This is a genomic window from Acinetobacter sp. YH12134 (genome assembly GCF_013418555.1).
In the GTDB taxonomy this organism is placed as follows: Bacteria; Pseudomonadota; Gammaproteobacteria; order Pseudomonadales; family Moraxellaceae; genus Acinetobacter; species Acinetobacter indicus.
On record NZ_VPBT01000003.1, the window covers coordinates 22,649 to 34,711 of the forward strand.

Genomic DNA, 12,063 nt, shown 5'->3' on the forward strand with positions numbered 1-12,063 from the left:
TGACCTCTTGATTCAATGTCAAACCGCCTGTCATGATTACAGCGAGATTTCTCCCACGCAGATGACATCCGGTTGACATTTGGCTGTGCTTTGTCACAATCAGAACACTGAGCAAAATATCAATAACAGCTCAGGCATTACCACAGCATGATTAAAAATAAAAAAGTTAGTCCCGACCATGTTAGAACATCTGCAGAGCTTTCAAGCGGCGCTCATTCACGAGTTTTTTCAACTCTATGAGCAGTATGAACAGGACCATATTTATGCCTGCGCCCTGGTGCTGAATGAATATCTGGGTTTTGAATATCTGGCCATTTCCACCCGGCGCAGCCTGTTTAGCGAGCAGGAAGATCCGGCCCAGTATCTGTCAGACCATGACAAATGGTCAGTCCAGAAATGGCGCTATCGCAGCCAGCCACATCAGCAGCATTTGAATCAGTTTAAACGCCTGTTCACAGACTATTTCCAGAAGCGCCATATCTTTGGGCATCCACTGGCCCAGCAGCGTGACTCCGAGCAACAGAACCATCTACAGGTTTTGCTGAATGTGTTTCAGCAAGCCCGACACGCCTTGTCGAATGCCTATGGATTGGACCTGAGTTCAATGGTGTTTTTTATGCAGGTGGCCAAACAGCCACAAATGACAGCGGACTCTGCACGGCTGCTGAATACGCAGAGCCCCTTACTGGCAGAATTTCTGGCCCATCAACAGCGCCCTGCTCTGCTGGATGCTTCATCCCATCCACCAGCGATAAAATTACAGCAGATTGATAAAGACCTGCTGATTGATCTGGCGCAGCTGCTGGAAATTGAACCTTATAATTATCTGGAAATAGCCCACGCCGCCTATTTGCTGACGCTAGAACCGGGCTTTATTGACAGCAATCTGTATATCCAGCGTCTGATTCACTCGATTGCTGCCATGGACAGTAATGAACAGGGCCTGTTTGCCCTCCCGAAAGATGAAATCCAGCAACGGATTCAGCAGTTTTATGCCATGTAATTGCCATGATTTTCCTCCACAATATTTACCCAAGAAAACGCATCAAAACTAGCAATTCACGGCAGAATCTAGGAAAATGATGAACTTTTAGCGCAAACAATCAGCGAACTGTTTTTTCGCCTTGATTTGGAACCTGTATGAAGTTTGAAAAATTAGGCCAATCGGGTCGCGCCCGTCGTGGTCGTTTAACTCTTGAACATGGTGTGGTGGAAACCCCTGTGTTTATGCCTGTCGGAACCTATGGCACCGTTAAGGGCATGCTCCCGCGTGATATTGAAGACATTCAAGCACAAATTATTTTAGGCAACACCTTCCATCTGTATTTGCGTCCGGGTCTGGATGTCATTAAAGAACATGGTGGCCTGCACGAATTCATGAAATGGGACAAGCCGATTCTGACCGATTCTGGCGGTTTCCAGGTCTTTAGTCTGGGCGCCATGCGCAAGATTAAAGAAGAAGGCGTGACTTTCCGTTCACCGATTGACGGCTCCAAAGTATTCCTTTCTCCAGAAATTTCCATGGAAATCCAGAAGGTCCTGAACTCGGACATCGTCATGATTTTTGATGAATGTACGCCGTATCCAGCGACCCATGAAGAAGCACAAAAGTCCTTACAGCTGTCATTACGCTGGGCCAAACGCTGTAAAGAACATCATCACAATGTCCTTGAAAATAAAAATGCCCTGTTCGGGATTATTCAGGGCGGGATGTATGAAGATTTACGTGATGAGTCTTTAAATGGTCTGCTAGAAGTCGGTTTTGATGGTTATGCCATTGGCGGTCTGTCAGTCGGTGAACCAAAAGAAGAAATGATCAAGGTACTGGATTATCTGCCGAACAAAATGCCGGAAGATAAACCGCGTTACCTGATGGGTGTCGGCAAACCGGAAGATATCGTGGAAGGTATTCGCCGCGGGGTGGATATGTTTGACTGCGTAATGCCAACCCGGAATGCCCGTAATGGTCATTATTTCGTGACCGATGGTCTGGTACGGATTCGTAACAGCAAATACCGTCATGACCAGAGCCCGCTCGATCCGCACTGTGACTGTTATACCTGCAAGAACTTTACCCGCGCCTACCTGTTCCATCTGGAAAAATGCGGCGAGATGCTCGGTTCAATGCTCGGTACCATCCACAACCTGCGCTATTACCAACGCTTTACCCAAGATATCCGTAATGCCTTGGACAATGGCACTTTTGATGACTTTGTACAGGACTTTTACGCCCGTCGCGGTCTGGATGTGCCGCCTTGTCCGCAAGATTAATCTTTTCAGTATTTGCGCTGAAGAAAAAGACAGGGTAAATTGCAGAACAAGTCAATTTATTATCAATGTTATTGATTCCAGTTTTTAGTTTAGGAAAATGAAATGAGCCTTTTTATTTCTACTGCTCACGCAGCAGGTGAAGCTGCACAACAACCAAGCATGGTTGCTAACCTTTTGATGATTGCAGTATTTATTGCAATTTTCTACTTCCTGATTTGGCGCCCGCAATCAAAACGTGCCAAAGAACACCGCGCTCTGATCGACAGCCTGGGCGTAGGCAGTGAAGTGGTGTTTGCTGGTGGCCTGATGGGTAAAATCACCAAACTTGAAGGTGATTTTGCAGTGGTTGAACTGAACCGCGGCGTAGAAGTAAAAATTCAGCGTGCCAGTGTGATTTCAGTTCTGCCTGAAGGCACATTAAACAACCTTTAATCAAAAATTAGTCGTGCGCCCGCACGACTTTTTCATTTTAAGAAGAAAATTAAATGCGTTACCCAGCATGGAAATATCTACTCATCCTTGTGGTTCTGGTGGTGAGTACATTATATGCCCTGCCAAGTTTGTATCCAGATGAACCTGCGGTTCAGATTTCTGGGGCCAAAGCCGGTACCCAAATTGACCAAAGCATCGTACAAAAAGCAGAGCAAATTCTAAAATCAGAAAATATTGCCAGCCATGACAACAGCTTTACCAATAACGCAGCCCTGTTGCGTCTGGACTCAAGCGAAGCACAGCTTAAAGCCAAAGATGCATTACGTCAGGGCTTGGGTGATGATTATGTCGTGGCCCTCAACCTGGCGCCAACCACTCCTGAATGGCTACAGAAAATTGGCGCCAAGCCAATGAAACTGGGTCTGGACTTGCGTGGTGGTGTTCACTTCCTGCTGGAAGTGGATATGGACAAGGCCATCAGCCAGCGCATGGAAACCTCTGCGACTGACCTGCGTCGCCAACTGCGCGACAACAAGCTGAAATTCAACAGCCTGTCTTTGAATAACAACACCATTACCGTGCAGTTCGCCAACAATGACGACCGCTCAGCCGTAATGGACTTCTTGCGCCGTAACGGCAACGAGTTTAACCAGCAGGCACTGGCCACCACAGATGGTGCCATGTTGCGCCTGACCTATACCGACACGCGCAAGCAGGAAATTGAATCCTATGCCGTGAACCAGAACTTGACCACGCTGCGTAACCGTATTAACGAGTTAGGTGTGGCCGAAGCACTGGTCCAAACCCAAGGCAGCAACCGTATTGTGGTGGAATTGCCGGGTGTACAGGATACCGCTGAAGCCAAGCGTGTTCTGGGTCGTACTGCGAACCTGGAATTCCGTCTGGTCTCTGATCTGAATGATCAGCATATTGACCCGTATACCGGTCAGCTCAGCAGTCAGACCTTACCACCGGGCACTGAAGCCTTTGCCTTTGAATCACTCGACAGTGGCCGTCAGTTGCTGCTGAACCGTAGCCGTATTTTAACCGGTGAGCGCGTACAGAATGCATCGAGTGGCTTTAGTCAGGATACTGGCGGCGCCGAGGTAAACATTACCCTCGACTCTGCAGGCGGCAAGCTGATGGCAGACGCGACCCGTAATGCGGTCGGTAAACGTATGGCGGTACTGTTCATTGAGAACAAGCAGCGCATCAGCTATGTAACTGATCCGGAAACCGGCGTCCAGACTGAAGTGCGTACCCCATACACCGAATCAGTCGTGATTAACGCCGCAACCATTCAGGCGGTATTAGGTTCACAGTTCCGGATTACCGGTCTAGATTCACCGCAAGAAGCGGCTGAACTGGCATTAATGCTACGTGCGGGTGCTTTAGCTGCGCCAATGTACTTCGTTGAAGAACGTGTGATTGGTCCAAGTCTGGGTCAGGAAAATATCGACAAGGGTGTAACCTCGACCCAGATCGGTTTTATTCTGGTTGCGATCTGGATGGTGGTGTTCTTCCGTCTGTTTGGCGTGATTGCCAACTTCGCGCTGGTATTTAACCTGGCGATGATCCTGACAGTGATGTCATGGATTGGTGCTTCTTTAACCTTACCGGGTATTGCCGGTATCGTGATTACCATTGGTATGGCGGTCGATGCCAACGTCCTGATCTGTGAGCGAATACGGGAAGAGATCAAATGGGGGGCCTCACCAAAACAGGCCATTGTGGCCGGTTATGACCGGGCCTATAACACCATTTTCGACTCGAACTTAACCACATTCCTGGTGGCGTTCATTCTGTTCGCAATTGGTACCGGTCCGATTAAAGGCTTCGCCGTGACCCTAATGATTGGTATTGTCTGCTCGATGTTTACGGCCATTACCGTAACCCGTGCGATTGTACAGATCATTTATGGCAAACGCCGTAACCTGAAAAAGTTGAGCATTTAAGGAGATCGATGATGACTGAGAATACTCAACTGAATCCGAAAAAATACGGCCGGCCGGATGATGAGCGCGTCATTCCGTTTATGAAGATTGCGTTGCCGGCGGCATTGCTTTCGATCATTTTAACCGTGGCCAGCATCTTCTTTATTGCCACCAAAGGCTTAAATCTGGGTCTGGACTTTACCGGCGGTATTGCCGCAGAGCTGAATTACAGCAATCCAGTGAGAGCCAGCGATGTCTCTTCTGCCCTGACACAGGCCGGTTTCCGTGATCCGGTGGTACAGACCCTGGGTTCTGAACGTGACCTGATGGTGCGTATGCCGGTGCAGGACGAGATTGAAGTCGAAGACCTGACCCAGACCATTACCGCCGCGGCACAATTGCCGGGCAACAGCGCTGATGTAACCAAGGTTGATGTGGTCGGCGGTCAGGTCGGTAACGAGCTGTATGTACGTTCTGCAGGTGCCGTAGCACTGGCACTGATCCTGATGCTGATTTATGTCACCATCCGCTTCGAGTTCAAACTGGCGATGGGTGCGGTGTTATCCCTGTTCCACGATATTATCGTGACTGTGGGTATTTTTGCGATGATGCAATGGCCGTTTGACCTGACCGTATTGGCAGCCATGCTGGCAATTATCGGCTTCTCGCTTAACGATAACATTGTAGTTTCGGACCGTATTCGGGAAAACTTCCGTAAAATTCGGGGCGCTTCGCCGCTGGAAGTGGTCAATATTGCCTTAACCGAAACCTTACGTCGTACCATCCACACCTCGATGACGCTGTTACTGGTGGTGGTGGCGATGATGCTGATGGGCGGTGATGGCCTGAAATGGTTCTCGATTGCCATGTTTGTCGGTGTCTTTGTCGGGACTTATTCTTCGATTTATATTGGTACCGCCTTTGCACTGTGGCGCGGTCTGAACCGTCAAGACTTTATTGTGCAGGTAAAACCGGAATTTGAAGAGGAAGAAATTCCTTAATTATTTTCCTTCCTGTACCCATAAAAGCCCATCTCCGGATGGGCTTTTTTAATGGCGAATCAGTTGCAGCTTAGGAAACTGAAATCCCCTGCAGGAACGTTCAGAACGCCAGGCCACGGTCAGCATACAGCCACCAATCTTCAGATGCTGATAGGCAAATGTACCCAGGCCCTCATGATGACAAAACCCACCTTGCTGATGCGGATGAACCCCGCTATTCAGCTGATTCAGACTCATGCGAATACCCAGCCCTGATGCTTTCAGGACGGCTTCCTTGGTGGTCCAGACCTTAAACCAGTAATCTGTCTCCTGGTCATAAGCCTGCCACAATTCCCATTCAGCCGGATGAAACATGTGCCTGGCCAGACTCTCAAAGCGCACCTTGCGATCCAGATCTTCAACATCCACCCCAACATCTTGAAGCTGCTCGCTATAGGCCAGTGCATAGTGCTGACGGCTGTGACTATGATTCAGGGCCAGCTGCGGATACGCGGGTAAAAATGGCTTGCCATATGCAGTACGGGTAAAATCTTCCGAGCAGATTGGCGCGTTTAAATAGGCCGATAGGCGCTGGTTACGAAAAGCATAAATGGCCTGCTTTTGCTGCTGGATGTGCGCTTTACGCTCCAGCGCCGGCTGCTGCGGTGCAATCTGTGCCAGATGGGCCAATTCTAGAATGATCTGTGCGCTCATGTGTGGACGCATTCCTTGCCTAAACAAAAACCAGCGATCAAGATCACTGGTTTTTTCAAAGATAAGAAAGAAAGTTTAATTGCCCTGTACCAAACGACGTGCGCTGATAATCCCCGGCTGCTGCTCCAAACGTGCCAGCAGACGCGACAGTTGCGCCAGACCTTTGACTTCAATTAACAGCTTCATATTGGCAATACCATCATTTTCGGAAATGGTATTCACCTGACGAATATTAATCTGATCGGAGAAAATCACCTGAGTCAGATCTTTCAGCAGACCACGGCGATCATAGGCTTCCACTACAATCTGCACGCTTTGACCACGGGTTGGCTGCATTTCCCAGTCGGCTTCGACCGCACGTTCTGGCTCCTGGCTGATCATGCGTACATAATCCGGACAAGCCACCTTATGAATGCTGACGCCGCGATTCAGGGTAATATAACCAGCAATGGATTCACCATGTACCGGCTGGCAGCACTGGGCAATATGCAGCTCGACGTTATCCAGGCCATCAATCAGAATGCCATGCGCCGACAAGGTATGGCTGGCTCGCGGATTCAGGGTTGGTTTTAATACCAGTTCCGGTTCATCCTGATCCAGATGCATATGCCGGTTAACCTGGTTAATCAGCGCATGCAGGCTGATTTCACCATTGACCAGACCAATCAGAATGTCTTCACCGAGTTTGACATTAAAGTGATTGCAGTAATCATTCAAGTCGATACTTTTCGGGTGAATCGCCAGACGCGACAATTCCTTATTCAGAATATCACGGCCAATTTCCAGATTCTTGCTGCGGTCCTGCTGTCTGAACCAGTGGCGTAACTTGTCACGCGCCCGCGCAGTCTTGATATAACCGAGTGAGTTCACCAGCCAGTCGCGGTTTGGTTCACGGTCTTTCTTGGTCAGAATTTCGACCTGTTCACCGGTTTTTAAGGTATAGGTCAGCGGCACATAACGCTGATTGACCCGCGCGGCATAACACTTGTTACCGACTTCGGTATGTACATGGTAGGCAAAGTCCAGCACGGTCGAGCCACGCGGTAATTCTTTAATATCCCCATCGCGGCTAAACACATAAATCTTTTCAAAATCTTCAAACTCTTGCAGCTGCTCGAAGTTTTCAGTTTCATCATCGGACTTATGCGCACTGGCGTCGTTACGTTCCTGATAATGCTCCAGCACCGCACGCAAAGAATGCAAACGATGATTGAAGGAATGATCGGTGGTTTTGCTGCCTTCTTTATAGTTAAAGTGCGAACACACGCCAAGTTCCGCCTCTTCATGCATTTCCATGGTACGGATTTGCACTTCCAGCGACTTGTTTTCAGCAATCACTGCAGTATGCAGCGAGCGATAACCATTGGCTTTCGGATTGGTAATGTAGTCATCAAACTGATGCGGAATATGCCGCCACAGCTGATGTACGATACCGAGCGAGTGATAACATTCCGGAATGGTTTTGACCAGTACCCGCACTGCACGAATGTCATAAAGCTGGTCGAAACTCAGGTCTTTGCTCTTCATTTTCCGATAAATCGAATAAATGTGTTTAACCCGGCCGGTAATTTCCGACTCAATGCCATGCGCAGCCAATTCACTCTTGAGCTTATCAATTACAAACTGGATATATTGCTCACGCTCCAGCCGCTTTTCATTCAGTAAAGACGCAATTTCTTTATAACGGTCCGGCGCCAGATAACGAAAAGCCAGATCTTCCAGCTCCCATTTTAACTGGGCAATGCCCAGACGGTGCGCCAGCGGCGAGTAAATGGTCAGAATTTCACGCGCCACCCGCTCCTGACGCTCTTTGGACGCTGTGGTCAGTTCACGTAAGGCATAAGTACGTTCAGCCAGCTTGATCAGCACCACACGCACATCTTCAGTGACCGAAATCAGCATTTTGTAGATACCGGTCAGATGCTCGCGCTGGTTGTTATTGAAGTGATCTTCCAGCCGTTTATTCTTTTCAATCAGCTCGGACAGCTTACCCATCGACAGGGTGCCTTTGACCAGGGTATGTACGCTGTCACCGAAATGCTCACGCACTTCTTCCAGGGTCATCACCCCTTCACGCACACTGCGGTACAGCATGGCAGCCGACAAAGTATCTTCATCGACATGCAAATGCGCCAGAATATCGGCCATTTCAATTCCGGTATACAAGGTATTGGACCGGTGCTTGACTGTCGTTTCCAGCTCTTTTTGTAACGTATAGGTGGCAACTTCTTCGAGTTTTGCTAATGCTGCCCCATCTAAGATGTCACGAACCCGGTCCAGCCATTCTGCCAGATCCTGTCGTGCTTGCTCGGCATGTTCTACAGTCGTTTCCTCAGACAATTCGTTTAATCGTCCAGGAAGTTGTTCACGTACTGTGACCATACCCTACTCCTACCTCTATATACTTCATTTTCTATAAATCGTTTATTGATTTTTCTTGCTCAAATAAGGCAATCGATTCTACATGACCGGTATGGCTAAACATATCCATCACCCCGGCTTTGCTTAAACGATAGCCCTGTTGCACCAGCATCCCCGCATCCCTTGCAAGTGTAGCCGGATTACATGACACATAAACGATTCTTGCCGCACCAAATTTGGGCACATAATGCATGACTTCCTCGGCACCGGAGCGCGGAGGGTCAATCAATAATGCATCAAATCCTTGATTTGCCCAAGAATGATGCGAAAAATCTTTTGTTAAATCTTGTGAAAAGAATTTCACCTGAGTTAACCCGTTCAGCTGGGCATTTTCCGCACCACGATGCACCATTTCATCTGAACCTTCCACGCCAACCACCGTACCACTTTCGCCGACACAGCGCGCCAAAGGTAAAGAGAAATTGCCTAATCCACAAAACAGATCCAGCACACGCTCACCTGCCTGCAACTGAAGCAAATCACATGCCAGCTTGACCATTTGCGGATTCACGGTGGAATTTACCTGGGTAAAATCCAGCGGATGGAAAGCAAATTTCAGCTCAAATGCCGGCAGTGCATAATGCAGACGCATGGCCTGATCAGGTTGATCTACACGTTGCACACTGTCTGGTCCCGCAGGCTGCAGATACAGTTGCCATTGTTTCTGTAACGCAAATTTGAGCAGTTGGTTGACATCTGACTCAGATAATTTTTCCGTATGCCGGACCAACAGGGCAATTTCCGTGTCACCCATTGCCAATTCTACATGACCAATGTCGGCTTTGCCTTTTAGACTTTGGAGTAGTTGTTTCAAGCGGGTGATTGAACCGAGTTCATGGTCCAGAATCAGACAGCGGTCAATTGAGGTCAGCCGGTTGCTCTGGCGTTCCCGGAAACCGACCACCAGTTTGTCTTTATTCGGGAAATAACGCACCCCGATCCGGGCACGGCGGCGATAATCCTCCCGGGTTGAACGTAACGGTGTCAGCCATTCATCCGGTTGAATGCCGGCAAAATGCTGCAGGTGCGACTTGAGTACATCCTGTTTTAAACGAATCTGCTCATCTAGCTGGATATGCTGCATATTGCAGCCGCCACAGACACCAAAATACGGACACGGCGGCTCGACCCGCATCTCGGCAGGTGCAGATAACAGTTCGATACAGTCGGCTTCTTCTAACCGTTTGGTGACATGATGAATCCGTGCTTTGACTGTTTCACCCGGCAAGGCACCCTGAATAAACACCTTCTTGCCGTGTTTATCCTGCGGATGTTCAGGCTGTGAACCATAGTGTGCAATCCCGCGCCCTTCATGGGACAGCGACTCAACCTGAAAGGTATGGATCAGGGGTTGAGCTGGACGAGCGGATGGACGATGTTTCATGAGCACCTAAAGTGTGGAAGATGGGAAATCTGCAGCAGTAAAGTCTGTGGCTTGTGCATTCTGACGCCAGGCAGCAAGGAACTCGCCATGCTGTGGCAGGCTGGATAAATACTGGATGGTGGTCTGAACCCACAGGCGATGATCATCTAGCTGCAACTGCCCTTTCAGCAAGAGCCAGCGCAGATAGATCAGCCAGGTATTCAGCACATCGCCTTCACAATAGCTGGTGAGTTTGAGCCATTCACCTGCGCGGATATATTCCGGCACATGATAACCGGCTTCGCCGCGTTTACCCGGAAAACCGAGCAGATACGCCATATCATCCAGTTTCTGGAAATTCCGGCCATTAAACATGGCCATCACATCCATCAAGTCAATATGCCGCTGATGATAGCGGTTCTGGTAGTTATTATAGCGCTTTTGCGTGTCAATTTCGCCCTGATCAAACAGACTTGGCGCAGACAGGCCATGATACATGGCACGATATAAAATTACCGGCAAATCAAACTGCGAACCGTTCCAGCTCACCAGAGTCGGATGACGCTTGTCAAAAATCGACAGAAATTTTTTCAGGATTTCGGCTTCGGTATACTGTTCCCGGCTAAAAGAAAACAGGGTCATTAAGCCGGTTTCATCAATCCACAGGCCGGAAATACAGACAATTTCATGCAGCGGCAAACGCTGAAAATCCATACCTGATTCCTGACGGCGCAGCTTCATCAGTGCCTGCTCCAGATCTGCCTCAGGCAAATCCAGGCCATACAGATGCGCCCCCGACTTCAGGTCAGTCCATGTTTCAATATCAAATACCAACACCGGTAGACGCATAATTTTCTCTACAGCTTGACAGTGGTTTATTCAGGATCTTGAACTGAAAATAAACCGGTCGATAAATAACGGTCACCCCGGTCGCAGATAATACAGACAATCACCGCACCCGGGTTTTCTTCTGCCAGTTTCAGCGAAGCCCAGACCGCACCACCCGATGACGTTCCGGCACTGATACCTTCTTTTTGTGCCAGTTTACGCATGGTCCGCTCGGCTTCAATTTGTGGAATATCAATAATCCGGTCGACACGACTACGATCAAAAATAGTCGGTAAATATTCTTCCGGCCAACGGCGAATCCCGGCAATGCTGGAACCATCTGAAGGCTGTAAACCAACAATCTGAATATCCGGATTCATTTCTTTCAGGTATTTGGATACCCCCATAATGGTGCCGGTGGTCCCCATCGAGCTGACAAAGTGGGTAATTTTACCGCCAGTTTGCTGCCAGATTTCCGGCCCGGTGGTCAGGTAATGCGCTTCGACATTGTCCGGATTACCAAACTGGTTCAGTACCAATCCTTTGCCTTCGGCCTGCATTTGCAGGGCCAGATCACGCGCTCCTTCCATGCCCTGTTCTTTGGTCACTTCAATCAGTTCGGCACCATAGGCACGCATGGCATCTTTACGTTCCTGACTCATGTTGTTCGGCATGATCAGCTTCATCTGATAACCACGCATGGCAGCCACCATGGCCAGTGCAATCCCCGTATTTCCGCTGGTGGCTTCAATCAAGGTATCACCCGGTTTGATCTGACCGCGCTTTTCCGCCTGCATAATCATGTTATACGCTGGGCGGTCTTTGACTGAACCTGCCGGATTGTTGCCTTCCAATTTGGCCAACACCGTGGCTTGGGTATGACTTGCAAGACGCTGCAAGCGTACCAATGGCGTTTTGCCCACATAATGATCTAATAGAAATTCATCGGCTTGGAAATCAGGGGTGGTATTACTCATTATTTGCACCTTTCTCTAGGTGCGCATATTGTATGAAAAAAACCACCCGCCTGCACTCTTTTCACCAGCTTTTTCGTGAAAGTGCTTAAAGCACAGTCAGTTTTAAAATAAAGCATGCTAAACTGCTCGGCAGAACGAATAAA

10 protein-coding genes are annotated in these 12,063 nt (G+C 48.9%); 5 read left to right on the forward strand and 5 right to left on the reverse strand.

The features are described 5' to 3' along the window. Positions 1 to 178 precede the first annotated feature (178 nt). The 5 genes from FTU69_RS03045 to secF all read left to right on the forward strand — a co-directional run bounded on the left by FTU69_RS03045 (position 179) and on the right by secF (position 5,638). A complete protein-coding gene (locus FTU69_RS03045) occupies positions 179 to 1,003 on the forward strand; it encodes a DUF4303 domain-containing protein (protein ID WP_180103467.1) in 825 nt (274 codons plus the stop codon). Positions 1,004 to 1,140: 137 nt separating this feature from the next. Continuing rightward, positions 1,141 to 2,271, forward strand: coding sequence for a tRNA guanosine(34) transglycosylase Tgt (gene tgt, locus FTU69_RS03050; RefSeq protein ID WP_045796613.1), 1,131 nt, complete (start codon positions 1,141 to 1,143; stop codon positions 2,269 to 2,271). Between the two features lie 102 nt (positions 2,272 to 2,373). Then, entirely contained in the window at positions 2,374 to 2,703 is a 330-nt protein-coding gene (gene yajC / locus FTU69_RS03055) for a preprotein translocase subunit YajC (protein ID WP_005180065.1), read from the forward strand. 53 nt (positions 2,704 to 2,756) lie between these two features. Next, complete coding sequence (gene secD, locus FTU69_RS03060) at positions 2,757 to 4,658, forward strand: protein translocase subunit SecD (protein ID WP_016658621.1); 1,902 nt, start codon at positions 2,757 to 2,759, stop codon at positions 4,656 to 4,658. An 8-nt stretch (positions 4,659 to 4,666) separates the two neighbouring features. Continuing rightward, complete coding sequence (secF, locus tag FTU69_RS03065; RefSeq protein ID WP_180103468.1) at positions 4,667 to 5,638, forward strand: protein translocase subunit SecF; 972 nt, start codon at positions 4,667 to 4,669, stop codon at positions 5,636 to 5,638. A 48-nt stretch (positions 5,639 to 5,686) separates the two neighbouring features. On the opposite strand, the gene FTU69_RS03070 is transcribed toward secF, so the two are convergent. The 5 genes from FTU69_RS03070 to cysM form a co-directional block, all read right to left on the reverse strand. Continuing rightward, positions 5,687 to 6,331 (reverse strand): 4'-phosphopantetheinyl transferase superfamily protein, encoded by a 645-nt coding sequence (locus FTU69_RS03070; protein WP_168383321.1) that lies wholly within the window; start codon positions 6,329 to 6,331, stop codon positions 5,687 to 5,689. Between the two features lie 75 nt (positions 6,332 to 6,406). Continuing rightward, complete coding sequence (locus FTU69_RS03075) at positions 6,407 to 8,713, reverse strand: bifunctional (p)ppGpp synthetase/guanosine-3',5'-bis(diphosphate) 3'-pyrophosphohydrolase (protein WP_045796610.1); 2,307 nt, start codon at positions 8,711 to 8,713, stop codon at positions 6,407 to 6,409. 31 nt (positions 8,714 to 8,744) lie between these two features. Then, the gene (rlmD, locus tag FTU69_RS03080) at positions 8,745 to 10,136 is read right to left on the reverse strand and encodes a 23S rRNA (uracil(1939)-C(5))-methyltransferase RlmD (protein WP_180103469.1); all 1,392 of its coding nucleotides are present in this window, start codon (positions 10,134 to 10,136) and stop codon (positions 8,745 to 8,747) included. Between the two features lie 6 nt (positions 10,137 to 10,142). Continuing rightward, on the reverse strand, positions 10,143 to 10,964 hold the full coding sequence (locus FTU69_RS03085) for a 3'-5' exonuclease (RefSeq protein WP_177156033.1): 822 nt from the start codon (positions 10,962 to 10,964) through the stop codon (positions 10,143 to 10,145). 26 nt (positions 10,965 to 10,990) lie between these two features. After that, complete coding sequence (gene cysM, locus FTU69_RS03090; RefSeq protein WP_160240986.1) at positions 10,991 to 11,920, reverse strand: cysteine synthase CysM; 930 nt, start codon at positions 11,918 to 11,920, stop codon at positions 10,991 to 10,993. Between the last annotated feature and the right edge of the window lie 143 nt (positions 11,921 to 12,063).

What these genes read in the sequence shown, in the direction of transcription:
- tgt (WP_045796613.1), top strand. Translation starts at nt 1,141, where the DNA reads ATGAAGTTTGAAAAATTAGGCCAATCGGGTCGCGCCCGTCGTGGTCGT.
- cysM (WP_160240986.1), bottom strand. Translation starts at nt 11,920, where the DNA reads ATGAGTAATACCACCCCTGATTTCCAAGCCGATGAATTTCTATTAGAT.
- rlmD (WP_180103469.1), bottom strand. Translation starts at nt 10,136, where the DNA reads ATGAAACATCGTCCATCCGCTCGTCCAGCTCAACCCCTGATCCATACC.
- yajC (WP_005180065.1), top strand. Translation starts at nt 2,374, where the DNA reads ATGAGCCTTTTTATTTCTACTGCTCACGCAGCAGGTGAAGCTGCACAA.
- FTU69_RS03070 (WP_168383321.1), bottom strand. Translation starts at nt 6,331, where the DNA reads ATGAGCGCACAGATCATTCTAGAATTGGCCCATCTGGCACAGATTGCA.
- FTU69_RS03075 (WP_045796610.1), bottom strand. Translation starts at nt 8,713, where the DNA reads ATGGTCACAGTACGTGAACAACTTCCTGGACGATTAAACGAATTGTCT.
- FTU69_RS03045 (WP_180103467.1), top strand. Translation starts at nt 179, where the DNA reads ATGTTAGAACATCTGCAGAGCTTTCAAGCGGCGCTCATTCACGAGTTT.
- secF (WP_180103468.1), top strand. Translation starts at nt 4,667, where the DNA reads ATGATGACTGAGAATACTCAACTGAATCCGAAAAAATACGGCCGGCCG.
- secD (WP_016658621.1), top strand. Translation starts at nt 2,757, where the DNA reads ATGCGTTACCCAGCATGGAAATATCTACTCATCCTTGTGGTTCTGGTG.
- FTU69_RS03085 (WP_177156033.1), bottom strand. Translation starts at nt 10,964, where the DNA reads ATGCGTCTACCGGTGTTGGTATTTGATATTGAAACATGGACTGACCTG.